Source organism: Amycolatopsis pretoriensis, from assembly GCF_900107925.1.
GTDB lineage: Bacteria > Actinomycetota > Actinomycetes > Mycobacteriales > Pseudonocardiaceae > Amycolatopsis > Amycolatopsis pretoriensis.
The window spans coordinates 113,682-136,424 of the sequence record NZ_FNUJ01000014.1 but is presented as its reverse complement, the minus strand read 5'-3'; the positions used below and the strand labels follow the sequence as shown (position 1 = coordinate 136,424).

At 71.8% G+C, this 22,743-nt stretch carries 22 protein-coding genes and 1 pseudogene; 9 read left to right on the top strand and 14 right to left on the bottom strand.

Annotated elements, in window-relative coordinates; all coding sequences use genetic code 11:
* Positions 1–215: 215 nt before the first annotated feature.
* Positions 216–620 (bottom strand): histone-like nucleoid-structuring protein Lsr2, encoded by a 405-nt coding sequence (locus BLV96_RS44205; RefSeq protein WP_086677940.1) that lies wholly within the window; start codon positions 618–620, stop codon positions 216–218.
* Between the two features lie 255 nt (positions 621–875).
* Here BLV96_RS44205 and BLV96_RS44200 point away from each other — a divergent pair, with 255 nt between their 5' ends.
* Complete coding sequence (locus BLV96_RS44200; protein ID WP_086677941.1) at positions 876–1,619, top strand: D-Ala-D-Ala carboxypeptidase family metallohydrolase; 744 nt, start codon at positions 876–878, stop codon at positions 1,617–1,619.
* 18 nt (positions 1,620–1,637) lie between these two features.
* On the opposite strand, the gene BLV96_RS44195 is transcribed toward BLV96_RS44200, so the two are convergent.
* From BLV96_RS44195 to BLV96_RS44175, 5 genes are read right to left on the bottom strand one after another with little or no spacing between them, the layout of a single operon-like run.
* The gene (locus BLV96_RS44195; protein ID WP_086677942.1) at positions 1,638–2,543 is read right to left on the bottom strand and encodes an acetamidase/formamidase family protein; all 906 of its coding nucleotides are present in this window, start codon (positions 2,541–2,543) and stop codon (positions 1,638–1,640) included.
* Positions 2,544–2,568: 25 nt separating this feature from the next.
* Positions 2,569–2,883 carry an NIPSNAP family protein gene (locus tag BLV96_RS44190; RefSeq protein ID WP_086677943.1) on the bottom strand — a complete coding sequence of 105 codons (315 nt, stop codon included), beginning with the start codon at positions 2,881–2,883 and terminating at the stop codon, positions 2,569–2,571.
* 23 nt (positions 2,884–2,906) lie between these two features.
* Complete coding sequence (locus BLV96_RS44185) at positions 2,907–3,383, bottom strand: nuclear transport factor 2 family protein (RefSeq protein ID WP_091390351.1); 477 nt, start codon at positions 3,381–3,383, stop codon at positions 2,907–2,909.
* Positions 3,380–5,143 (bottom strand): CocE/NonD family hydrolase, encoded by a 1,764-nt coding sequence (locus BLV96_RS44180; RefSeq protein ID WP_086681956.1) that lies wholly within the window; start codon positions 5,141–5,143, stop codon positions 3,380–3,382. Before BLV96_RS44180 ends, BLV96_RS44185 begins: the two co-directional genes overlap by 4 nt.
* The gene (locus BLV96_RS44175) at positions 5,140–6,234 is read right to left on the bottom strand and encodes an FAD-dependent oxidoreductase (RefSeq protein WP_086681952.1); all 1,095 of its coding nucleotides are present in this window, start codon (positions 6,232–6,234) and stop codon (positions 5,140–5,142) included. Before BLV96_RS44175 ends, BLV96_RS44180 begins: the two co-directional genes overlap by 4 nt.
* A 101-nt stretch (positions 6,235–6,335) precedes the next feature.
* Here BLV96_RS44175 and BLV96_RS44170 point away from each other — a divergent pair, with 101 nt between their 5' ends.
* On the top strand, positions 6,336–7,244 hold the full coding sequence (locus BLV96_RS44170; protein ID WP_086681949.1) for a LysR family transcriptional regulator: 909 nt from the start codon (positions 6,336–6,338) through the stop codon (positions 7,242–7,244).
* A gap of 166 nt (positions 7,245–7,410) precedes the next feature.
* Here BLV96_RS44170 and BLV96_RS44165 read toward each other — a convergent pair whose 3' ends face one another.
* Positions 7,411–8,151, bottom strand: a complete 741-nt coding sequence (locus BLV96_RS44165; protein ID WP_086681945.1) for an SDR family oxidoreductase — start codon at positions 8,149–8,151, stop codon at positions 7,411–7,413.
* Here BLV96_RS44165 and BLV96_RS44160 point away from each other — a divergent pair.
* Positions 8,137–8,406: pseudogene (locus tag BLV96_RS44160) on the top strand (winged helix-turn-helix transcriptional regulator); the annotation flags it as partial. The gene BLV96_RS44165 and the pseudogene BLV96_RS44160 sit on opposite strands and share 15 nt — an antisense overlap.
* 47 nt (positions 8,407–8,453) lie before the next feature.
* Here BLV96_RS44160 and BLV96_RS44155 read toward each other — a convergent pair.
* Both BLV96_RS44155 and BLV96_RS44150 read right to left on the bottom strand, forming a co-directional pair.
* Entirely contained in the window at positions 8,454–8,678 is a 225-nt protein-coding gene (locus BLV96_RS44155; RefSeq protein ID WP_086681942.1) for a DUF6480 family protein, read from the bottom strand.
* Positions 8,675–9,631, bottom strand: a complete 957-nt coding sequence (locus BLV96_RS44150) for an SDR family NAD(P)-dependent oxidoreductase (protein ID WP_086681939.1) — start codon at positions 9,629–9,631, stop codon at positions 8,675–8,677. The genes BLV96_RS44155 and BLV96_RS44150 overlap by 4 nt, the downstream gene beginning before the upstream one ends.
* 500 nt (positions 9,632–10,131) lie before the next feature.
* On the opposite strand from BLV96_RS44150, the gene BLV96_RS44145 reads away from it, so the two are divergent.
* Genes BLV96_RS44145 through BLV96_RS44130 form a run of 4 tightly spaced genes read left to right on the top strand, consistent with a single transcriptional unit; the run spans position 10,132 to position 13,202 of the window.
* Entirely contained in the window at positions 10,132–10,626 is a 495-nt protein-coding gene (locus BLV96_RS44145; protein WP_086681962.1) for a SigE family RNA polymerase sigma factor, read from the top strand.
* Positions 10,626–11,522 (top strand): hypothetical protein, encoded by an 897-nt coding sequence (locus BLV96_RS44140; RefSeq protein WP_091390348.1) that lies wholly within the window; start codon positions 10,626–10,628, stop codon positions 11,520–11,522. The genes BLV96_RS44145 and BLV96_RS44140 overlap by 1 nt, the downstream gene beginning before the upstream one ends.
* Positions 11,523–11,554: 32 nt before the next feature.
* On the top strand, positions 11,555–12,388 hold the full coding sequence (locus tag BLV96_RS44135) for a serine hydrolase (RefSeq protein WP_086678479.1): 834 nt from the start codon (positions 11,555–11,557) through the stop codon (positions 12,386–12,388).
* A gap of 40 nt (positions 12,389–12,428) precedes the next feature.
* Positions 12,429–13,202, top strand: coding sequence for a maleylpyruvate isomerase family mycothiol-dependent enzyme (locus BLV96_RS44130; protein WP_086678480.1), 774 nt, complete (start codon positions 12,429–12,431; stop codon positions 13,200–13,202).
* A 10-nt stretch (positions 13,203–13,212) separates the two neighbouring features.
* Here the strand turns inward: BLV96_RS44130 and BLV96_RS44125 are convergent, their stop codons facing one another.
* The 5 genes from BLV96_RS44125 to BLV96_RS44105 form a co-directional block, all read right to left on the bottom strand.
* Entirely contained in the window at positions 13,213–14,145 is a 933-nt protein-coding gene (locus BLV96_RS44125; RefSeq protein ID WP_086678481.1) for a hypothetical protein, read from the bottom strand.
* The gene (locus BLV96_RS44120; RefSeq protein WP_086678482.1) at positions 14,146–14,640 is read right to left on the bottom strand and encodes a chromosomal replication initiator protein DnaA; all 495 of its coding nucleotides are present in this window, start codon (positions 14,638–14,640) and stop codon (positions 14,146–14,148) included.
* 60 nt (positions 14,641–14,700) lie between these two features.
* Positions 14,701–16,140 carry a flavin monoamine oxidase family protein gene (locus BLV96_RS44115; RefSeq protein ID WP_086678535.1) on the bottom strand — a complete coding sequence of 480 codons (1,440 nt, stop codon included), beginning with the start codon at positions 16,138–16,140 and terminating at the stop codon, positions 14,701–14,703.
* Between the two features lie 2 nt (positions 16,141–16,142).
* A complete protein-coding gene (locus BLV96_RS44110) occupies positions 16,143–17,318 on the bottom strand; it encodes an LLM class flavin-dependent oxidoreductase (RefSeq protein ID WP_158104174.1) in 1,176 nt (391 codons plus the stop codon).
* A gap of 226 nt (positions 17,319–17,544) precedes the next feature.
* Positions 17,545–19,830, bottom strand: a complete 2,286-nt coding sequence (locus BLV96_RS44105) for an ATP-binding cassette domain-containing protein (protein ID WP_086678484.1) — start codon at positions 19,828–19,830, stop codon at positions 17,545–17,547.
* A gap of 211 nt (positions 19,831–20,041) precedes the next feature.
* Between BLV96_RS44105 and BLV96_RS44100 the strand changes: the two genes are divergently transcribed.
* Both BLV96_RS44100 and BLV96_RS44095 read left to right on the top strand, forming a co-directional pair.
* On the top strand, positions 20,042–20,524 hold the full coding sequence (locus BLV96_RS44100) for a MarR family winged helix-turn-helix transcriptional regulator (protein ID WP_086678485.1): 483 nt from the start codon (positions 20,042–20,044) through the stop codon (positions 20,522–20,524).
* 426 nt (positions 20,525–20,950) lie between these two features.
* Positions 20,951–22,732 carry a non-ribosomal peptide synthetase gene (locus BLV96_RS44095; protein ID WP_086678486.1) on the top strand — a complete coding sequence of 594 codons (1,782 nt, stop codon included), beginning with the start codon at positions 20,951–20,953 and terminating at the stop codon, positions 22,730–22,732.
* Positions 22,733–22,743 lie beyond the last annotated feature (11 nt).

The window sequence follows — 22,743 nt, the reverse complement described above, 5'->3', positions numbered from 1 at the left end:
AGAACTTTCCCGGACGGCTTTGGCACCGCGATCACACCCCCGTGTCACGTCGGGATACCGAGTGACCACGATGGCACGGGTAGTGCGGGCGAAGCCGCCCGCCGGGCCGAGAGCTCCCGGCGAAATCCGTTTGCGCACGGCGCGCAGATCAACCGAAACGGGCGTTTTCCCGAGGTGCTCCGGCGCGGCCGGAATTGCCGCCGTCGCCGGGAGGGCTACTTCTTGGCCGCGGCGACCTTCTTTCGCGGAGAGCGCTTCCGCGGGGCCGGTGCTTCCGTCGCGGTGGCCTGAGCCTCGTCGTACGCGGCGATGACCTCGGACGACAGCCGGCCCCGCTCGGAAACCTCGTAACCGTTGGCGTTGGCCCACGCCCGGATCTGCTGGTTGCGTTCGCGGTCGGTCGAAGAAGTGGTCGACTGGCCTGCGGCGACGCGGACCTTGCGGCCGCCGGTCCGGCGGCCGGCGCTGATGTAGCGGGCCAGCCCGTCACGCAGGGCGGCCGCGTTGTCCTCGGAGAGGTCGATCTCGTAGGTGACACCGTCGAGTGAGAACGGGATGGTGCGGGTGGCGGGCGTACCGTCGATGTCGTCGAGCATCTCGACGAGGACCTTCTGGGCCATTCCTTCTCCTTGAAGCGGTATATACCAGTTACTCGACCTTTCTCGCGAAGTATATACCGGGCCCGGTGATTTTTGTAAATTCGCGCAAGTCGCACCGCGGATCTGCGAGTCGCGGAAGAGGGAAATCGACGACGTCGGCGCCGTGTGGTGCGAACGTCCCACAGTGCCGGGCCCGGAACCGCATTACCGTGCGGGGCGGTGAATCGCAGACCATCTGCGGGGTCCCACCTTCCTCCCACGAAAGGTGTTCCTGTCATGCGCATTCGTCTTCTGCTGCCCGTGCTCGCCCTGGTGGCCGTCTCGGCGGCCACGCCCGCGGCCGCCGATCCCGGTCCCGTGACGGCCAGGTCGGTCACCGACGCCTGCTACACCTGGGGACGCACGCTGGCGCAGGGCGCGTCCGGTGACGACGTCCGGCAGCTGCAGATCCGGGTCGCGGGATATCCGGGTTACGGCGGTGTCCTGGCCATCGACGGGCAGTTCGGACCGGGGACCAAGGCCGCGGTCACCCGGTTCCAGCAGGCCTACGGCCTCGGCGCGGACGGCATCGCCGGCCCGGCGACGTTCGGCAGGATCTACCAGCTGCAGGACGACGACTGCACACCCGTCAACTTCACCTACGCCGAACTGAACCGGTGCAACGCGGACTGGTCCGGCGGCAACGTCCCCGCGGCGACCGCGAAGGCCAACGCGCTGGTGTCGATGTGGAAGCTGCAGGCGATGCGGCACGCGATGGGCGACCGCCCGATCGTGGTCAACGGCGGGTTCCGCAGCGTGGCGTGCAACAACGCGGTCGGCGGAGCGGCCGCGAGCCGGCATCTCTACGGCGACGCGGTCGACCTCGGAGCGGGGGCGCAGGGCTTCTGCGGACTGGCGCTGCAGGCCCGCAACCACGGCTTCGCCGAGATCCTCGGCCCGGGCTACCCGGGCCACAGCGACCACACCCACGTGGCGAACCGCTCGACCCGCTTCTGGTCGGCGTCCGCCTGCGGGATCTGAGCCGGGGCTTCCGCGCCGTCAGCGGATCGCGCCGTGGGGGAGGACGGCGTGCACGCCCCACGTCTCGTTGGCGACCTGGGTGATCCGCAGGTCGACGACCGGCGAGGCCAGCGCGAGCGCGGTGGGCCGGTCCAGGTCGTGGAGCCGCTGAAGCCAGGTCACCATCGTGGCCAGCGCGTCGGCCACGGCGTCGTTGAGGTCGGCGCCGAAGCCGAAGGTGACCCGGCCTTCCGGGGTTTCCGCGTGGATGCCCGGGACCACCGCGTCCGCCGTCAGGGTGAGGGTCACCTCGGTGGTCATCGGGCACTCGATCGCCGTTCCGCCCACTTCGCCGTTGCCCTGGGCCGCGTGGCCGTCACCCAGGTGCAGCAGCGCGCCCGGCACGGTCAGCGGCAGGAACAACGTCGACCCGGCGACGAGGTCCCGGCAGTCGAGGTTGCCGCCGCCGAGCGCGCGCGGCGGAATCGTCGAGTGCGGTCCCGGCTCGGCCGGTGGCACGCCGACGACACCCAGGAAGGGGGCGACGTCGACGGTGTGGCCGAGGTTGTCGGTGGCGGTTTCACCGCCGATGTCCCACGTCAGCCACGTGTCCGGGCCGTCGGCGACGCCGAGCCGGCGGTTGAGCGCGGTGTCCTTCACCCCGGCGCTGGTCCAGCCCCAGCCGCCGGGCGTGATCGACGTGAAGTGCACGCCCAGGACCATGCCCGGCTCGGCGCCGCGCACCTCGATCGGGCCGGTCAGGCAGTGCCCGCGCCGGTCCGGGAACATCGCCGGGCCGTGCACCCGCCGGTCCAGGTAGCCGGCGGCGTCGAGGGAGCCGACGAGGACGGAGTCGCCCGGATCGACGGTGAGCACGGGCGGGGTGGCCCGGTCGAGGACGTCCACTGTGGTCTCCCGCGTCGCGGGAAGCCGGTGCTCGGCCACGGTTGTTCCTTTCCGGTGCGGACGGTCAGCGGAGCGGGGACCCGGCGGTCGGGACCAGGCGCACCGTGGACGCGGGTTCCCCGGTCAGCGCGGCGACGGTCCCGGCCAGGGCCGCGCACCGGGGATCCCGGTGGACGGCGTCCAGCGTACGTTCGCGGTCGGCGTCGTCGTCGAAGCGCCTGATCCAGACGACGGCGTCCTCGTCGCCGGCCACGGTGAACGAGCCCACCACGGCCATCCCCAGTTCCCGGTGCAGCGGGACGACGGTCTCGTCCAGGTAGCGGGCCAGTTCGGCGCCGCGGCGCGGCCGGGCGTGCTCGGTGCGGATTTCGTAGAACATCGGCGGTACTCCTCGAGGTGCGGTCAAGCGCGGCGGGCGGCGGCGAGGGCGTAGACGTCCGGGGAGCCCTCCCACGGCGCGGTGCGCCGGACGGTCCAGTGGTGGATGAGCCACCGCCCGTCGGGCTTGCGCAGCGTCAGCTCCCAGCGGCCGCGCATCGTGCAGTGGTCGACGACGCCGGGCTCGGCGGGGACGTGGTGGTAGGCGACGACGTGCGCGCGGCACGTGGCGTCGTCGCCGGAGCGCCGCACGACGAGGTCGGTGGCGGCGTGGTGGGTGCAGTCGAAACCCTCGAGGGTCGCGCGGGCCAGCTCGACCAGGTCCGCGGCGGCCATCGTCGCCGGCGGCGTGCCGTGGTGGTGGGTCGAGAGGTCCAGCGTCACCTCGTCGGCGAACAGCCGCCGCAGGGCGGGCCAGTCCCGGTCGTCCTGGGCGTGGGCGAGACCGGCGACGACGTCGGCGATGGCCGCGCGGTCGAGCAGATCCGGTGGTGCGCTCAAGGTCGGGCCTCCTCGGGTGCGGGCCGGTCGATCAGCGGCAGGATCAGCCGGCTGGGGTGCGCGGGCCCGTGGTGGACGTGGTTGACGGCGACCACCGCGTCGTCGTCGCCGTCGGTGGCGATCGTCGCGCCGGTGTTGGTGTTGCGGTCGTAGCGGGGGAAGTTGCTGCCGGCCACTTCGAGCCGGATGCGGTGGCCGGGCCGGAAGACGTTCGCGGTGATCCCCAGGTCGAGGGTGAGCTCGGCGTCCGTACCCGGCGCCAGGAGCGCGGGTTCGGTGAGGGAATCGCGGTAGCGGACGCGCTGGATGCCTTCGCACAGCAGGATCGCCCGGCCGTCGGGGTGCACGTCGACGAGCTTGCCGGTGAAGTCGGTGTCCGGTGTGGACGATCGGATGTGCAGCACCAGGGTGACGTGCCCGGTGACCTCGACCGGGCGCTCGAGCACGGGAGTCGTGAAGCACAGGACGTCCTCGCGCGCTTCGACCGCGGCCTGGTCGGCCGGGCCGGGGTAGGTCCCCGGCGCGGCGGCGAGCACGGTGCCGCCGAGGCTGGGCACCGGATCGCGCGGGTCGCAGCGGAACGTGTCCGTCGCTCCTTCGGCCGGGGCGTCGACGTTCAGGACGCCGTCGCCACCCGCGGTGTTGGCCCGCCCGCCGCCGTCAAGGAAGAAATCGGTGTATCGGGTGTCCGGCAGTGGCCAGTCCGGCTCGTCGCGCCACTCGTCGGTCCCCATCACGAAGATCCGGACCCGGTGGGGGTCGCCGGGAGGCTCGCTCCGGCCGCGGACCCAGCGGTCGAAGAACCGCAGGTGTGCTTCGGTGAGGCCGGCGGTCTTGATGCTGCCGGCGAGCCCGAACGACCGGTCGGGGTACGTGCCGAGATCGGTCCCGTCGGCGTGCGACCAGGGGCCGACGACGAGCCGCTGGCCGTCGCGGGCGGCGGCACTGCCGCCGTGCCGGCGCAGCATCGTGTACGACCGCACGGTCTCCCGGACGAACACGTCGTACCACCCTCCGATGTGGAGCGCCGGCACGGTGATCCGTCCACAGTGGTCGATCGCGGCGATCTCCCGCCAGAAGGCGTCGCGCTCCGGGTGGCCGAGCACGTCGCCGAGCCAGGGCAGGGACCGCGTCACCGCGGCGCGATCGGCGAGCGGCAACGGCTCGTGCAGCGACCGCGGGTCGGCCAGGCCGGACAGCAGCGCACCGGCGTCGCCGTGCCCGTCGGCGGAGCCGCGCCGCAGGGTGCGCAACGCCGAGAGACTGGCCCAGGTCAGGACCGCGTCCTGGGACAGCGCGCCGCCGGGGGAGCGCCACGGCGCCGCGTACGGGTCGGCCGAGGTCATCACCGGCGCGATCGCCCGCAGCGCCGGCACGTCGTGCGCCGCGGCCTGCCACTGGCTGAACCCCATGTACGACCCGCCCCACATGCCGACCGCGCCGTCGCACCACGGCTGCGCGGCCAGCCAGGCCAGCGTGTCGACGCTGTCCGGGCCCTCGTGGGTGTGCGGCACGAACGTCCCGGGGGACCGGGACGTGCCCCGGACGTCCTGCGCCACCACGGCGTACCCGGCCTCGACGAGGGCGAACACGTCGGGGAGCTTCGGATTGCCGTACAGCCCGGCCTCGTCCTTGCCGTAGGGCGTGCGGACCAGCAACGCCGGGAACGGACCGGTCCCGTGCGGGAGCCACACGTTGGTGGCGAGCGCGACACCGTCGCGCATCGGCACCGGCACGTCCACCTCCACCGTGAAGGTCATGCCGTCACCGGGTTTCCGGCGGACGAGGTGAGCATCCAGTGGCTGAACGCGGCGTAGTGCCGCGCGAACTCACGCGGTGTGGGCGAATGCTCCACGGCCGCCGAGAGTTCCGCGACCCGGGCGTACCGCGGGATGCGGTCCGCTTCGTAGGCGGCCAGCGCCGCGGGCACGTCGCCGGAAGAGAGCAGGCGGCCGAGCAGCGCGGCGTCCTCGATGCCCAGCGTTGCCCCGGCGGTGATGTGCGGCGACATCGCGTGGGCGGCGTCGCCGGCGAGCACGACACGACCGGAAGCCCAGTGCGGCAACGGCGGCACGAGCATGATCCGGTTGTGCAGGATCAGGTCCTCGGGCGTGGCGCGGACGAGCTCGGTGAGGACCCCGTCGTCCAGGTGCGCCGCCCGGGCCATGGCTTGGTCCTTGAGGGTGCCGGCCGGTTCCGGCGCGTCGAACTGGTTCACCAGCCAGTAGACGCCGCCGTCGTGGGTGCGCACGTACCCGCCGCGGCAGCGGTCGCCGCCCAGGACCAGCCGGTTCCCGGGCACGGCGACCCCCGGATCCGGGAGCACCGCGCGCCACGCGTGATGTCCGCGGTGCTCTTGCGCGGGCTTGCCCGGCACCAGCTGCGCGCGCACCGCCGAATGCGCGCCATCCGCTCCGACGAGCACGTCGGCGGTCTCCTCGCCGCCATCGCCCAACCGGACGGTGACGTGGTCCGCGTGCTCGTCGTACGCGGCGAACCCGGTGGCGAGGCGGATGTTGTCCCGCCCCACGGCGTCGGCGAGCAGGTCGGTGAGCTTCGCCCGGTGCACCAGCAGGAACCGGTGGTCCTCGACCCCGAACTCCGGCGTCTCGAGCAGCCGCCCGGCCGTGTCGTGGAAGTACATCTCGCCGGGTTCGCCGATGGCCCGCACCCGGTCGCCGACGCCGAGGTCGTCGAACACGGCCAGCGCGTTGGCCCACAGTCCCAGCCCGGCCCCGGCCGCGCGGATCTCTGGAGCCCGCTCGCAGACCACCACGTCGATTCCCTTGCGGCGCAAGGCGAGACCGCTCGTCAGTCCCACGATCCCGCCGCCGATCACCACAGTTCGCATCACTGTCCTCCTCCGTCGTCCGAACCCGACGTTAAGGACGGCCGCCGGTTAACTCCAGTGCAACCTCGGTACGAACTCATTCCACCTGTGATAATCGGCGGGTGGACCACGACCTGAACCTCATCGAGGCGCTGGACGCACTGCTCACCGAAAGCAGCGTGACGAAGGCGGCGGCGCGCCTGCACACCTCGGCACCGGCGATGAGCCGCACGCTGGCCCGGCTGCGGCGCGCGTTCGACGACCCGCTGCTCGTCCGGGCCGGCCGCGATCTCGTGCCGACGCCCCGGGCGCTGGAGCTGCGCGGGGAGGTGCACGCCGTCGCCGCCCGGGCCCGCGCGTTGTTCGGCCCGTCGACCGCCGCCGACCCGCGCACCGCGGTGCGCGTGTTCGACCTGCAGGTCACCGACATGCTGTCCACGACGTTCCTCCCGTCCCTCATCGACGACCTGCGGAGCCAGGCGCCGGGGATCTCCCTGCGGCTGCGACCGGAGAACGTCCAGGACACCCCGGCGCTGCGCGAAGGGCTCGTCGACCTGGAAATCGGGACACTGCGCCCGGGCGACCCCGAAATCCACTCGGAGGAGCTCGTCACCGAAACGCTCGTCGGCGCGATCCGCCCGGAACACCCGCTGGCGAAGGTCAAAACCGTCACCCCGAAGAGGTTCGCCGCGGCCGACCACATCGTCGTCTCGCGCCGCGGCCGCGCGCACGGCCCGATCGACGAGCGGCTGGCCGAGCTGGGCCTGAGCCGCCGGGTGACCGCCGTGCTGCCGAGCTTCGCGGGCGCGCTGCACGTGGCCCGCGGAACCGACGTCGTCTGCGTGACCCCGGCCAGGCTGGGCCGGCCGATGCTGGAGACGCTGGGGCTGCGGACGTTCCCGCTTCCCGTGGCGGTGCCGGAAGTGGTGCTCGCCATGGCGTGGCACCCCCGCAACCACCACGACCGGACGCACGCGCTGCTGCGTGAGCGGGTCCGCCGGATCATGGCCCTCGCCGCGAGCCCGCCGTGATCGCGGCCGGCGCTTCCGCTTTCTGTGCTGACGAGCGCGCGCGAGCCGGTCGCGGCGTCGAGTCGACGCCGGTCGACCACCGCGACCGCCATCGGCACGCCCAGCGCCGCCGCTTCCGCCCGGGCCGCCCGCACCAGTGCGAGCGCGACCTCGACGCCCACTCCGGTCATGACGCACTCCTCGTCAGCCCGCCGTCGACGTAGGTCGTGGTGCCGGTCAGGTAAGCGGCCCGGGGCGAGGCCAGGAACGCGGCGACGTCGGCGAACTCCCGGACGGTTCCCCAGCGCCGCAACGGGATCTCCTCGGCGAGCCCGGGCGGCACGCCGTCCGGGAACACGGCGTCCCGGCGCGGGGTGGCGATCCGGCCCGGGGCCAGGGTGTTGACGGTGATCCCGTCCGGTCCCAGCTCGGTGGCCGGCGTCTTGAGGTACCCGTGGATGCCCGGGCGGACCGCGTTCGACGCCGCCATGCCCGGCGTCGGCTCCCGGACCCCGGTCGTCGTGATCGCCAGGATCCGCCCGGCGGAACTCCGCCGCAGGTGCCCGGCCCCGGCCCGCACCAGGCGGACGAGTGGCAGCAACACGACCTCGGCGGCCTCGGCGACGTGCTCGGCGGTCAGCTCGAGCGCGCTGCCCGGCGGCCCGCCGCTGTTCCACAGCACGATGTCCAGTCCGCCGAAGCGCCGCACCGTTTCCGCGACGACGCGCGCGGGCTCGCCGGGCCGGCTCAGGTCCGCGGGTACCGCGTGCGCGCCGATCCTGGCCGCGTGGCTGGCCCGCACGTCCCCGCGCAGGGTGGTCACGACGACGTCGGCGTCCTCGGCCGCGAGGACTTCCGCGATGCCGAGTCCCAGCCCGGACGACGAGCCGCTGAAACCGGGAGCGACCAGGCGATGGGCACCGCGCACGACCTGCTGACCGCCCGGTGCCCGAGCTGGGCGGTGCTCGCCGCCCTGGACGCCCGCCCGCTGAGGTTCACCGAGCTGAAGGGGGTCGTCGAAGGGGTGACGGCCAAGGCGCTGACGGAGACGCTGCGCACCCTGGAGCACGACGGGATCGTCGACCGGACCGAGACGCCCGCGGTGACGCCGCCGAGGGTCGAGTACTCGCTCACCCCGCTGGGGCGCTCGCTGCTCGCGGTGCTCACCCCGGTGCGGGACTGGGCCGAGCGGCACGCCGTCGGTACCTGCCGGACGCGCCCTGACGGCGGTCAGTCCAGGAAGTCCAAGGCGCGCAACAGGAAGAACGCCGCCGTTCCCGCCACGATGATCCCGATGACCACCAGCGCGAGCACCGGTCCCTTCTTCGACGGCATCGGCTGGGGGTGGGACAGGCCGGACGTCTGGCCGGCGTCCGGTGGCGTGTCGCCCGGGGTGACCGATCCGCCGGGTTCCAGGCCCGGCACCTCCTCGGGCTCCGGTCCGGGCGCGGTCACGAGCTCGCCGCCGCGGTGTCGATCGGCATGGGCTTCACCTGTTCTCCGGTCGGGGCCGGCCAGCGGCCGTGGACGCGTTCGCGGGCGGGGGCCGGCCGGTGCACGGTTCCCGGCGTCGGCCGCAGCCGCTCGCGGGTGAGCACGGCCAGCCCGAGCAGGGGACCGACCAGCCGGTCGTAGAGCCGGGGCAGGAGCCGGAACCCGGTGATGATCAGCGGGTTGCCCGGCCCGATCGGCACGGACACGTGCCGGCGGGGGTGGTCGGCCAGCCGGGTGATCGCCGCGGCCACCCGTTCGGGGGCGAGGACCGGCCACGGCGGCCGGGCGGCGTGGCCGGTGTAGTTGGCCGCTTGGTAGTAGATGGGGGTGTTGATGCTGCCGGGGCTGACGATGCAGACCGACACGCCGGGCTCGTCGCGGGTTTCCTGCTGCAGGGTGCGCAGCAGGGCGCGCTGTCCCCACTTCGACACGGCGTAGGCACCCATCCGGGGCACGGTGACCGAGCCCAGCAGCGAGTTGACGCCGATGAACGTGCCGGTGTGCTGGGCGCGCAGGACCGGGAGCGCCGCGCGGGCCAGGTGGAGGGTGCCGTGCACGGCGGTGTCGACGACGGTGGTGAACACGTCCGGCGGCATCTCCTCGACACCGCCGTAGCCCATCACCGCGGCGGTGTGCACGACGACGTCCAGCCGGCCGTGGCGGTCGAGGGTCCGGGCGACGATCCGGCCGGCCGCGGCCGGGTCACCGATGTCCTCGGCCTGGGTGTCGACCACGTCGGCGCCTGCTCGGCGACAGGCCGCTTCGGCGGCGTCGAGCGCTTCGGGGCTGCGCGAGACGAGGACGAGCTTGTCGGCCCGGGCGGCGAAGGCGACCGCGGCGGCGAGCCCGATCCCGCTGGTGGCGCCGACGATCAGCACGACCCGCGGTGCGGCCGGTTTCCGGCGACTGCGCATGGGGCTCCGTTCGAGATCCGGTCCGGGACACTGACGGCTACCCGGCTGAAACGATGGCAAACCGATGCGGCGCGCGACGCGTTACGGTTCGGTGTGTCCCTCACCCGGGTCCTCGACGCGGCAGTGCGCGCCTCACCGGCGAGGTCGCCGCGGTCCCGCCGCTGATGGTGCGGACCGCCGCCGGCCCGGACGGCCTCCCCAATAGCGCCACTACCTGCGGGCGCAGCTGCTGACGGACCGGTCGTCGTTCTACCTATCACCGGCGGCCGATCGGGGCCGCCGATAGGGGCGGCGGGTTGATCGATACCGGGCGGAGCCGATGGGTGGGACCGGCTCCCCCGGCCACGACCCGCCGATGCGCACGTCGCCGTTTCCGTGGGCTGGATGGGGCCGGGGCCGCCGACGTGGTGCTCGCCGCCCGTGACGTGGAGAGCCCGGCCCCCGGAAACTTCTCGGCCGCAACTGCAACAGACCCCATGGGCAGCGGCATCTTATGGGGTGTGCAGTTCGAAGAGTTCTCCCGCGAGCAGCTCCCCGGCCTGGTGCGGTTCGCCGCCGTCCTGACCGGGGATCGTGAGCTGGCCCAAGACGTCGTCCAAGACGCGCTCGTGCGGGCGCACCGGGCGTGGCGGCAGGTGGCGGCGGCCGATCGGCCCGAGCTCTACCTGCGGAAGATGGTCGTCAACGGCTATCTCGGCTGGCGGCGCCGGTGGTACCAGCGGTCCGTCCACCCCACCCCGGACGTCGCCCTGCTGCGGGAGCCGACCGCGCCCGATCCGGCGCGGCGGATCGCCGACGCCGACCAGCTCAGCGGGCTGCTCGCCCGGCTCAGCCGGGCGCAACGGGCGTCGATCGTGCTGCGGTTCTACGAAGACCGCGACGACGACGAGATCGCCGCTGTGCTCGGCTGCGCGACCGGAACCGTGCGCAGTCACATCTCGCGTGGCCTGAGCTCGCTGCGCCTCGGGATCGAAGAAGGCAAGGAGAGCGTGTGATGACCGACCTCGACGAGCTGCGCCGCGTGCTGCGCGACCGGGAGTCCCTGGCCCCCGACCCGGCGGCCGTGCTCGCCACCGCCACCCGCCGGATCCGGCGGCGCCGGGCGGCCGGTGTCGCCGCGGTGACGCTCACCGTGGCCGCCCTGGGCGCCGGCGCCGTCGGGCTGCTGAACCGGGGTGCCCCGGCCGCGACGCCGCCGCCCGCCACGCTCGCCACCCCGGCGTCGTCCGCCGCGGCGAGCGAGGCCTCGGACGCCGCGAAGGTGCCCCCGCCCGCGCCGGCGATCAGTCTCGAGGACAAGTCCTGGGACCTGGTGTTCTGGGCGGTCCACCCGGGCTTCGCCAGCCTTCACTACCAGCAGGGCCAGAAGTACGGGCTCGAAATCGACGTCCAGGACGGCACCGCCCCCGGGAGCGTGCTGCCCGCCAAACCCACGTCCGCCGATCAGCTCACGAACCCGAAGACGGTCCTGTGGCAGGACGGACCGCGGCGGTGGATCCGGGTGCGGACCGCGAAGCCCGTGACGGCCGCGGAAATGGTCGGCCTGCTGGCGAAGATCGGCACGACACCGCCGGTGCTCGCCTCCCCGCTGAAGTCGCTGCAGGTCCCCGACGGGCTGAAGGTCGCGACGTTCACCAGCGAGCCCGAGACCAACACCCTGGTGCTCTGCCCCGACCTCAAGGCGGACATGGCGCCGCTCGACCCCGGCTGTTTCTCGATGTTCGTGTTCCTGACCGGCACCGGTGAATCGGCGGGCGGTGTCGACCCGAAGGACCCGCTGCCCGCGCACCAGAGCAGGAAACTCGGCGGGTACACGCTCGAAATGAACAGCTCGTACCCCAACAAGGCGGCCGCGCTGGCCCTGCTGGATTCGGTCCGGCTCACCCGATAACCGCGCCGCACCGCCCGGCCGAGGGGGTTCCGATGCGTGTTTCCGTGCTCGTCGTCCTGGTCGGCCTGGTCTTCGGCGCGCTCACCGCGGCGGTGTGCCTTCGTCCCGCGAAGGCACCCGCCGCGGCGGAACGGCCGGTTTCCCACGTCGCGCCGGCGCCGGCCCCGGTCGTGCCGGGGCCGGAGCGGGCCGAGGTGACCGTCGACGTCCGCGGCGAGTGGTCGTGGGCGTTGCGCGAACTGGGGACCGGTGCCGTGGTCGGCGCCGGGACCCTGCGCAACACGACCGAGTCCATGATCAAGGTCTGGCTCGCCGCGGACTACCTCGCCTCGCGGGACTCGCGGGTCTCGGCCGAAGACGAGGCCCGCGTGACCCGAATGATCCGCAGCAGTGACGACCGCGCCGCGCAGACGCTGTACCTGCGGCTCGGCGGGGACGCCTCGATCGTCCGGATGATCCGGACCTGCGGGCTGCGCGAAACGCGGGTCCACCCGGGCTGGTGGTCCAAGACGACGATGTCCGCGGCGGACGCGAGCCTGCTCGGCCGGTGCGTGGCCGGCGGCCCGGGCCTGAGCCCGCGGTGGCGGGACGCACTGCTCGGCCTCATGCGCTCGGTCGACCCCGGTGACGCGTTCGGCATCCCGGACGCCCCGGCGTTCGCGGGCCTGCGCCCGGCCGTCAAGAACGGCTGGACCCGGCACGGGGACTGGTGGGCGGTGAACTGCCTGGCGATCTGGGACCGCTGGGTGCTCGCGGTCATGGTGCACTACCCGGAGCAGGGCGACGGGCACCGCTACGGGGCCGCGGTGTGCGAGAGCGTCGCCCAGCAGCTGTTCGGCCGCACGGACGTCGGAGCGCGCCGGTGATCGACGGAACATCCGCGGCCACCCGGGAGTTGAGGGTGGCATGAGCCCCCTCGTGGACCGCACGATCACCGCCCTGCGCGCCGAGCACGACGTGCTCGCCGGCCTCGTCCGCACCCTCACCGACGAGCAGCTGGCCGCGCCCAGCGGCGCGTCCGAATGGACCGTCGCCCAAGCCCTTTCCCACCTCGGCAGCGGCGCGGAGATCGGCCGTGCGCCCATCGCCCGGGCCGCGGGCGAGACCGTGCCGGCCGAAGACAACCCGACGATCTGGGCCCGCTGGGACGGTTCCTCGCCGCGCGCGCAGGCCGACGGCTTCCTGGAGCACAACGCCCGCTGGCTCGACCTGGTCGAGGCGCTCACGCCGGAGCAGCGTTCGTCGCTGACCGTCGACCTCGGCTTCCTGCCGGAGCCGGTCCCGCTGGTGACGGCGCTCGGCATGCGGCTCAGCGAGGTCGCCAACCACTCGTGGGACGTCCGGGTGGCGTTCGACCCCGCGGCCGGGGTGGCCGCCGGCTCGGCCGACGTGCTCGTCGAGCTGCTGGCCGGACCGGTCGGGTTCCTGGTGGGCTTCCTCGCGAAGCCGGCCGAGCTGGAGAAGCCGGTGTCGGTCGCGGTGCCCGGTGGCGGCTTGGTGATCGACGACACCGTGACCGTGGTGGACCACCTCGAGGCGCCGTCGGCGACGTTCAGCGGTCCGGCGGAGGCGTTCGTCCGGCTGCTCAGCGGCCGGCTCAAGGCGCCCTACGACGACGGCGTCACCGTCGAGGGCGGCGTCACGCTCGACGAGCTGCGGCGGGTGTTCCCCGGCTTCTGAGCGGCGGCCGTCAGCACGCCCCGCTCGGCTTGGTGCCGGGCGGGGCGAATTCCAGGCGCAGCGCAGCCGAGCGGGGGACGACGAACGTCACGCCGTTCGACGCCCGCCAGCGCGCGGTCACGAACACGTACTGCCCGCCGGACTGGAGCAGCAGTTTCAACCCCGTGTACCGGTACTTGTACGCGGCTTCCGGCTGTCCGCACACGACTTGCCGGACCCCGTCCGCTTCGAGGTTGAGGCTGCGCTCGCTGTAGACGGTCACCCCCGGCAGCGAAGGTATCCGCGCCGCGGTGGTGAAGGCTTCCCGGACCCCGACCTGGGCCGAGTAGTCGGAGACCGCCCAGAACAGCCCGAACGCCACGAGCAGGTACGTGGTGAGCCATTCGGCGACGAGGAACGCCGGCGTGTGCGTGCCGGGGACCAGCCGGCGCCAGCCGACCACCGCGAGGACGACGCCGACCGCGAACGCGAGCCCCGGCAAGCCTGGGTACCAGCCGAACAGGTCCGGATCGAGCACCACGGGCACCGTCACCCCGACGAGGGCGAGGCCGGCGATCGTCGCGACCGGCGGACCGAACCGGGCCAGCCTGGCCCGGATCCGCGCCGGCAGCAGGAAACGCGCGAGCCGGACGAGGCCGAACAGGACGAGCCCGGTCCCCGCCGCGGCGCCGATCGGCAGGTGCAGCCCGAAGGCGCCGCGCGCGAGGACCTCTTCCGCGGCCTGGTCGAGCACGGTGTAGTGCACCCGGAAGTAGCCGAAGAACCGCTGCGTGTAGACGAGTCCGAAGAAGTAGAGCAACGCACTGGACAGCGCGAGGTTCGCCGCCACCGACGCGATGACCTTGACGGCCTGGGAGGCCCCGGCCTTCGTGCGGGCGGCGCCGTCTTCGGGTGCGGGCCGCCGCAGGCCGGTGCGGCGGGCGACGCCGGAGACCGCGCGCACCTAGGGTGTTTCCGAAGGCGTGTCCGACGTGCTTTCCGCCGGCGGAACCGGATCCCCGGTGGGCGGGCACGGACCGGTGTGGATGACGATCACCCCGCCGCGCTCGACTCTTTCGGGTGGGGTGAGCAGCTTGGCGCAGTCGGTTTCCCCGCCGGTGATCCGGACGGTGATGCCGCACCGCGGTCGCGGGCACCCCAGGTTCCGGGTGTCTTCGTCCAGTTGCCCCAGGATGGACTCGCGGACGTCCTCGGCCAGGCGGTCGCCCGACCCGACCTGGGTGCTCTGGTAGTCGATCGGGCTGCCCAGCGCGCCGGGCGGGTCCGGCTCCGAGGTCGAAGGTGGATCCGATTCCGGCGGTCCGGTCGGCTCCGCCGGGATCCCGGAGGTCGCCGGAGCCGATTCACCGGGTGCCGCCGGCGGGTCGCCGGGTGCCGCCGTGCTTGCGCAGCCGGCCAGCAGGACCGCCGCCGCCGCGCTCCACCAGAACTTCGTCACGAGTTCGCCCCCTCACCTGGACTTCCTGGGAAGGAGAGACGCGAAGCCGCGAAAAAATACTCAGGTGGCGGTGCTCAGTTCGACGAACGCCCGGACCCCCGATTCGAGCGCGTAGTTCATCGACCCGCCGTTGGGTTCGAAACTGGTGTGCTCACCGGCGAAGTGGATGCGGTTCTCCTGTGCCCGGATGGCCGGCATCAGCTTGCTGTGCCCGCGCTCGGGCAGGACGTACGAGCCCTCGATCCACGGCTCGTGGTCCCACGCCACCGAAACCCCCAGCTCGAACTGCTCGTGCGCCCCCGGGAACATCGTGTCCACGTGGTCCAGCACGAACCGCACGCGCTCCTCGCCGCTCATCGCCGCGATCGCGCGCGAGCGCCAGCCCGTCATCAGGACCTCGAGGATCCGCCGCGGGCCGGGCTGGTTCGCCGTCGCGTCGCGGACCCAGCGGATCGGCAGGTCCGTCGACACCGAGACGTTGTGCCCCTTCCAGAACTGCTCGCGCACCTGGAGGTAGACCCGGACGATGGACGCGTACCGCAGCTTCCGCATCGCCTCGACCTTGGCCTCCGTCAGCCGCGCGTGGCTGACGTCGACGTGGCGGATCGCGCTGAACGGCACCGTGACGACGACCCGGTCGGCGCTGAGCCGCGCCAGCCGGCCGTGGTCGAGGTAGGTCACCCTGGCCGAGTCGTCGTCCTGGTCGAGCCGCACGACCGGCGCGCGGTAGCGGATGCGGTCGCGCAGCGCGTGGGCGAACGCGCGCGGCAGCTCGTCGGTGCCGCCGGCGATCTTCCCCCAGCCCTCGGTCGAGGTGAGCAGCGAGCGGTAACCGCTTTCATGACGCAGCCACGACAACGCCGACGCCGACAGCAGGTCCCCGCCCCGCATCTCCAGGAACATCGGTTCCATGAGGTCGATCGCCGTTTGCGAAGCCCCACGCGACCGCAGCACTTCGTCCACAGAGGACTGGTCGAGCTCCTCGAGGTCGGCCGAGGGTGCCCAGTGCGGCGCGGTCAGGCCGGCGCCGAGCTCGTCGGCGGCCGCCGTGACGTACCGGGCGATCAGCTCGGGGACACCGAGACCGCGCTCGTGCTCGGCGAGCGGGAGTCCGGCGGCGGCGAGGGAATCCGCGTCCGGGCGGACGAACTTGCCGTCGACGAAGTAGGAGAAGTCCTGGTCGAGCAGGTCCGAGCGGTCCAGCCCGACCCCGAGCCGCTCCCGGTAGTGGGTGACGTAGTGGCATTCCGGGGTCACGGTCATCGCCCCGGCCTCGACGCGCAGGCCGTCGGCGAACGGCTGCCGCAGCGTGCGGGCGCGGCCGCCCGGCCGGTCGGCGGCTTCGAGCACGGTGACTTCGCAGCCTGCCCGGTTGAGCTCGTGGGCGGCGGCGAGGCCGGCCAGCCCCGCCCCGACGACGATCGCCGTCCGGGGCGGGCGCAGGCCGCGCAGGTCGTCGCCGAGGTGCCGGCGCAGCTCGGCGGGGGTGAGTGCGGGCACCGTCACCAGCTCCAGCCGCGCTCCGCGGGCGGGGTCCAGACGTTCGCCTTCTCCAGGTACGGGAAGACCTCGCCCATCAGCTCGATCTGCTCGGCGTCGTACATCACCGGCAGGAACATGAACCCGCGCACGCCGGTTTCGCGGTGCAGGTCCAGCAGCTGCCCGGCGACCGTCTCCGGCGAGCCGACGAGCACCTTGCTGCCGCAGGCGAGGCCGAGCGTGCGGGCGATGTCGTCGAACTCGCCCTCGTAGTTCTCCTGGTAGGTCTCGCTGCCGCCCATCAGCTCGGTCGCGATGTCCCGCGCGGCGCCCATGTCGAGCGAGTCGCGCACCCACGAGAACTTCTCCTGGGCCTCGGTGTCGGTCTTGCCGAGCAGCACGCCGACCGCGCCGGCCATGTTGACGTCGAGGGGATCGCGGCCGGCGGCCTCGGTCCGTCCGGCCAGCGAGTCGACCGTCTTGCGGACCTTCGAGTAGTCGTCGGGCAGCGGGGTGAACGCGAAGTCGCAGGTTTCGGCGATCAGCTGCTGGCCCGCGGCCGAGACGCCCGCGTTGAACAGGCACGGCCACGGCTGCTGCTCGATGTGCGGGCCGATCAGGCTGCCCCGCAGGTCGTGGTACTCGCCGTGGAATTCGACGTGCTCGCCGCGCGAGGCCCACAGCGTCTTGACGGCTTCGACGGCCTCGGTGGTGATCTTGTACCGGAGGTCGTGGTCGGTGTCGGTGGGCGCGCCGAGCAGCTCGGCTTCCGGCGTTTTCCAGCCCGGCACGATGTTCCAGCCCCAGCGGCCGCCGCTGAGCGCGTCCAGGTTGGCGCCGAGGCGGGCGATGACGCCGGGGGAGAGGTAGCGGGTGTGCATGGTGGTGACGACGCCGATGTGCTGCGTCGCGGCCATCACGACCGGCGCGTAGATCGGCGCCGAGATGTGCGGCTGGGCGTGCCCGATGCGGGCGCTGTTCTCGCCGTGGGTGATGTAGCCGTCGGCGAAGAAGACGTAGTCCATGCCGATGTCTTCGACGCGGCGGGCGAGGTCCATCTGGGTGGCCGGGTCGAGCGAGTCCGGGTTGCGGTCGGCGACCGCTTTGGACGTCGCGGTGGGCGTCGGCGAGCTGAGCCACATGAAGCCGAATCGCAGCTGCCCGTCGGGGAGGCGGTCCTTGGTCGTGCCACGGGACATGCGCATCTCCTATCCGATGGTTGCTTTCCGGCAACCATGGTAATCACGCTATCGGGTGAGATGTCAACCGTTTCCCTTGTGGATCAACTAAAATCCGCGAGTTATCGAGTCCGTTGTGGACAGTTAACGAATACGCCGGGAAATCACTTTGCAGAACGTGCGCGCGCGAAAGCCGCGGCGGCGAGACCGTGCGTGGTCTCGCTACCGCGGCTGTCGTGAGTGCCCGCTAAGCGTTCTTCAGATCCGCCCGCAGGTATTCGGCCGTATAGGACTTCCGGTCCTTCAGCAGCTTTTCCGGCGTCCCCTCGAACAGCACGCGTCCACCGTGCCGCCCGGCCTCCGGGCCCAGGTCGATCACCCAGTCCGCGTGCTTCACGACGTCGAGGTCGTGCTCGATCACCACGACCGTGTTGCCGCCGTCCACCAAGCGGTCCAGCAGGTCCAGCAGGTGTCCGATGTCGGCCATGTGCAGGCCGGTCGTCGGTTCGTCGAACAGGTAGACGTTGCCGGTCTCCCGCAGCCGGTGCGCGAGCTTGACCCGCTGCCGCTCACCGCCGGACAACGTCGACAGCGGCTGCCCCAGCGTCAGGTACGACAGCCCGACCTCGGCCAGCAGGTCCAGCTTCTTCGTGATGGCCTCTTCGGAAAAGAAACCGAGCGCCTCTTCGACGGTCAGCGCCAGGACGTCGACGATGTTCTTGCCCCGCAACGTCTTGTCCAGCACCTCGGGCCGGTAGCGCCGCCCGTCGCACGCCTCGCAGATCGTCGTCACCGGGTCCATGTAGGCCAGGTCCGTCTCGATCACGCCGCGGCCCTTGCACTCCGGGCAGCCGCCCTCGGAGTTGAAGCTGAACAGCCCCGGCTGCGCGTTGTTGGCCTCGGCGAACAGCTTCCGGATGACGTCCATGACGTCCAGGTAGGTCGCCGGCGTCGAGCGGGTCGACACCCCGATCGCCGACTGGTCGATCAGCACGGCGTCCGGGTGCTGCTTGCGCAGCGCCCCCGAGACGAGGGTGCTCTTGCCCGAGCCCGCCACCCCGGTCACCACGGTGAGCACGCCGGTCGGCACGTCGACCGTCACGTCGTGCAGGTTGTGCAGGTCGGCCTTCTTGATGGGCAGCTGCCCGGTCGGCTCGCGGAACTCCTCCTTGAGCCCCGGGATGTGCGTCAGGCACTTGCCGGTCAACGTCGACGCGCGCCGCAGCTGCTTGACCGTGCCTTCGAAGACGACCTCGCCGCCGTGCGTGCCCGCGCCGGGGCCCATGTCGACGACGTGGTCGGCGATGGCGATGACGTCGCGGTCGTGCTCGACGACCAGGACCGTGTTGCCCTTGTCCCGCAGCTCGCACAGCAGCTCGTTGAGCCGGTGCACGTCCCGCGGGTGCAGCCCGACGCTCGGCTCGTCGAAGACGTACGTCAGGTCGGTGAGGCTGCTGCCGAGGTGCTTGACCGTCTTGAGGCGCTGGCCCTCGCCGCCGGACAGCGTCGAGGTCTCGCGGTCGAGGCTCAAGTAGCCCAGCCCGATCGCTTCGACGCGTTCGAGCGCCGCGAGCGCGCCGGCCAGCACCGACTTCGCCGCCGGGATGTCGAGCGACTTCAGCTCGGCGATCAGCTCGCTGACCTCCATCGCGCAGTGGTCGGCGATGGTCTTGCCGTGGATCTTCGACGCCAGCGCGGCTTTGTTCAGCCGGCCGCCCTTGCAGACCGCGCACGGCCCGGCGACGACGATCTTCTCCACCTCGCGGCGGTCGCGCTCCTTGAGCGTGTCCAGGCCGTTCTTGAGGTAGCGGCGGGTGAGCTTGACGACGACGCCTTCGTATTCGTTCGAGTAGTTCTGCCGCTTGCCCGAGCGGTCCACCCGGAACCCGCCGCCGTGCAGCAGCAGGTCCCATTCCTTCTTGGTGAACTTCTTGAGCGGCTTGTCCGCGTCGAACAGCCCGGACTGGGCGTACAGCTGCCACATGTAGCTGCCGATCGCGAACAACGGCGAGTCCAGCGCACCTTCGTTGAGCGTCTTGTCGTAGTCGATCAGCAGGTCGAGGTCCAGTTTCGTGGTCTTGCCCAGCCCCTGGCACTCCTCGCACATGCCCTGCGGGTCGTTGAACGAGTACAGGTTCGACGACCCCGCGCTCGGCTTGCCGTACCGCGAGAACAGCACGCGCAGCATCGCGTGGATCTCGCTCATCGTGCCGACGGTCGAGCGGGCGTTGCCGCCGATCGGCTTCTGGTCCACCACGATCGCGGTGGACAGGTTGCTCATCCGCTCCGCGCGCGGGCGCTCGTGCTTGGGCAGCCGGTTGCGGATGAACCAGCTGAACGTCTCGCTGAGCTGCCGCTGCGACTCGACCGCGATCGTGTCGAACACGATCGACGACTTGCCCGAGCCGGACACGCCGGTGAACACGGTGATCTCGCCCTTGGGGATGCAGAGCGAGACGTTCTTCAGGTTGTTCTCCGACGCACCCTCGAGCACGATGTGGCCGCCGGTGCGCCGGGTCTGCCCGTTCGCCATGACCTGCGCCTCCTCGTCCCGGGGCAGCGGGTGCGCGGCACCGGGGTCGATCGGACGGTTGGTTTCCGTACGGCAATCAGTTTACCAGTTCGACACGCTCGCGGCCGCGCGAGGAGCGCTGTGCTCCGAGGGTGACCTGCCGGCGAACGGGAAGTGATATCCTCTGATCTTCCGATCGCAGTGCGCTTTCCCTCGAAAGCTGAGGTGGGCAATGACGAAGTTCCACGGTTCCCCGACCGCCCCGCCGGGCCGTCCCGGCGAACTGGAGAACGCGCTGTCCTACCTGCAGTGCGTACTGGTGGCCCGGCGCACGCGCGCGACCCCGGAGAAGATCACCTGGTCGCAGTACGACGTGCTGGAGACGCTGCGGATCCACGGCCCGATGACGCCTTCGGCGATCGGGGAGTCCCTGGGCATCTCGCGCCAGAGCACGTCCAAGCTGCTGCGCGTGCTCAAGGACCAGTTCCTCATCGAGCAGGCTTCGCGCGGCACCGACCGGCGCGAGCAGACGACGTCGCTGACCGAAGAGGGCGAAGAATTCCTCATGCGCGCAGCTCAGGGCCGTCGCGAGACCGCGAAGGTCGCCGGCTCGGCGCTGAGCGCGGGCGAGGCGAGCCTGTTCGCCGAGCTCTGCCAGAAGGTCGCCGACTCCTTGCACTCCACACCCCAGCCTTTCCCGCTCCGCGACGTCTGAGCCGCGCCGGTCACGCCCGGCCCCCAGACGTGCACACCGTGTGGCGGATGCCCTGGCGCCGCGGTGCCCAAACGCCCCCGCGGCGATGTCACCCGGCGTGCACGCCGGCGTCCCCGGTGGCGCCATCCGCCGATCGGAGCAGCACGCACCGCCGACTGTCGTCAATCCACAAGGGATTCGCGGGCCCGAGTTGCAGGGCCCGGCACGGCCGGTACCGTTCGCGCGCGAATTCACGGCATTTCACCATTTTCTCAGGTAATCGTTTTCAGCGGATAAACGCGACCCTCGGTTATTTGAGCATTCGACGATTTCCAGCGGGTTGACAGTCCTCGGGGCACTTTGCATACTGGTTGCTGAAAAGAAATCATCTTGTCCTAATTGATCATTGCTGCCGCCGTGCGCGGCGCATCCCGACAGGGGGACCCCATGCCCGTCGACGGAAATCCGGCCGGGCGCGAAGAACTCGTGCTGCCGCGGCTGTTCGAGCGCGCCGCCGCCGGCCATCCACATCGGACCGCGCTGAGCGGCGACGGCCCCGAAGTGTCCTATTCGGACTTGAACGCCCGCGCCAACCGCCTCGCCCGGACCCTGCGCATGATGCAGGTCCGCGACGGCGCCCCGGCCGGGCTCTTCCTGGACCGCTCGACCGACCTCGTGGTCACCCTGCTCGCGGTCCTCAAGGCCGGCGGGTGCGTCGTCCCGCTCAACCCGGCCTACCCGGCCCGGATGATCCGCCACATCGTCGAGGCGACCGGCCTGCGGACGGTCGTCCACCAGGGACAGCCGGCGCTGGCCGAAGCGGACCTCCCGGTCCGGCAGGCGCACGTCGCCGACCTGGTGGGGGAAAGCGCTTCACAGGAGGACGGCAACCTGCCCGCGGCCCCGGCCGCCGGCGACGACGCGTTCGTCCTGTTCACCTCCGGGTCCACCGGGCGGCCCAAGGGCGTCCGGCTGGCCCACCGCGGCCTCGCCCGGCTGGCGGTCGCCGACCCGAAGCTGACGATCACCCCGGACGACTGCCTGGTGCAGCTGGCCGCGTTCTCCTTCGCCGCCTCCGGCAACGAGTTCTGGCTGAGCCTGCTCAACGGCGCCGAGCTCGTCCTGCTGCCGCCGGGTCTGCCGTCGCTGTCCGATCTGCGGGACGTCATCAAGAAACGCGGCGTGAGTGCGCTGAGCCTGCCGTGCGGCCTGTTCAACCTCTTGGTCGACAACGAACTCGAGGTCCTGCGTGAAGTGCGCGTGATCATGGTCAGCGGCGACTTCCCGTCGCCCGCGCACCTGGCGACCGCCGCCGAGAACACCGGCGCCGCGATCTTCAACGGCTACGGCTGCACCGAGAACTCCGCCATCTCGTCGCTGTACCCGGTCACGCCGGCGGTCCGCGACCTCGACCGGGTGCCGGTCGGCAAGCCCCTGGCCGGCGTCACGATGGACGTGCTCGACGCCGACCTGAAGCCGTGCCCGCCCGGTGACACCGGCGAGCTGGTCATCGGCGGCCTCGGCGTGGCCAACGGCTACCTGGACCTGCCCGGGCAGCAGGCGGAGAAGTTCATCGACGACGGCACGCGTTACCGCACCGGCGACCTGGCCCGGCTGACGCCCGACGGCGACGTCGTGCTCGTCGGCCGGTCCGACAGCCTGGTCAAGATCCGCGGGTTCCGCGTCGAGACCAGCGCCGTCGAGCTCGCCCTCAAGTCCTTCGACGACGTCGAGCACGCCGTCGTCAAGGCGTTCGGCAACGAGGCCAACGAAAAGAGCCTCGTCGCGTTCTACACCACCTGGAGCGGGCAGGAGATCGGCGCCGGTGAACTGATCGCGCAGCTCGCCGATTCGTTGCCGGACCACATGATCCCCTCGGACTTCCACCGGCTCGACGCGATGCCGGCGAACCTCAACGGAAAGATCGACCGGGCCGCACTGCACGACCCGCGCGCCCGGTCCCGGGAAGAAAAGGAGCAACCCATGGCCAACCCCCTCGAAACGGTCATCCTGCAGATGTGGCGCGACACCATCGGCACCGACGACTACTCCGCCACCGACCCGTTCGTCGGCCACGGCGGCAATTCCCTGCACTTCGTGAAGTTCGCATCCGGGCTGCAGTCGGTCTTCGCGGTCGAAGTGCGCCCCGAAGACGTGTTCCGGCACGGCACCGTCCGCGGGCTCGCCGAGCACATCGAGTCGCTGCGAGCGAGCGCACCCGCCCGCTGAGCCGGCAGACC

Coding starts and splice junctions, on each gene's coding strand:
- BLV96_RS44130 (WP_086678480.1), top strand. CDS start 12,429: ATGAGCCCCCTCGTGGACCGCACGATCACCGCCCTGCGCGCCGAGCAC.
- BLV96_RS44105 (WP_086678484.1), bottom strand. CDS start 19,830: ATGGCGAACGGGCAGACCCGGCGCACCGGCGGCCACATCGTGCTCGAG.
- BLV96_RS44200 (WP_086677941.1), top strand. CDS start 876: ATGCGCATTCGTCTTCTGCTGCCCGTGCTCGCCCTGGTGGCCGTCTCG.
- BLV96_RS44205 (WP_086677940.1), bottom strand. CDS start 620: ATGGCCCAGAAGGTCCTCGTCGAGATGCTCGACGACATCGACGGTACG.
- BLV96_RS44095 (WP_086678486.1), top strand. CDS start 20,951: ATGCCCGTCGACGGAAATCCGGCCGGGCGCGAAGAACTCGTGCTGCCG.
- BLV96_RS44110 (WP_158104174.1), bottom strand. CDS start 17,318: ATGTCCCGTGGCACGACCAAGGACCGCCTCCCCGACGGGCAGCTGCGA.
- BLV96_RS44135 (WP_086678479.1), top strand. CDS start 11,555: ATGCGTGTTTCCGTGCTCGTCGTCCTGGTCGGCCTGGTCTTCGGCGCG.
- BLV96_RS44140 (WP_091390348.1), top strand. CDS start 10,626: ATGACCGACCTCGACGAGCTGCGCCGCGTGCTGCGCGACCGGGAGTCC.
- BLV96_RS44190 (WP_086677943.1), bottom strand. CDS start 2,883: ATGTTCTACGAAATCCGCACCGAGCACGCCCGGCCGCGCCGCGGCGCC.
- BLV96_RS44150 (WP_086681939.1), bottom strand. CDS start 9,631: ATGCGCAGTCGCCGGAAACCGGCCGCACCGCGGGTCGTGCTGATCGTC.
- BLV96_RS44100 (WP_086678485.1), top strand. CDS start 20,042: ATGACGAAGTTCCACGGTTCCCCGACCGCCCCGCCGGGCCGTCCCGGC.
- BLV96_RS44180 (WP_086681956.1), bottom strand. CDS start 5,143: ATGACCTTCACGGTGGAGGTGGACGTGCCGGTGCCGATGCGCGACGGT.
- BLV96_RS44175 (WP_086681952.1), bottom strand. CDS start 6,234: ATGCGAACTGTGGTGATCGGCGGCGGGATCGTGGGACTGACGAGCGGT.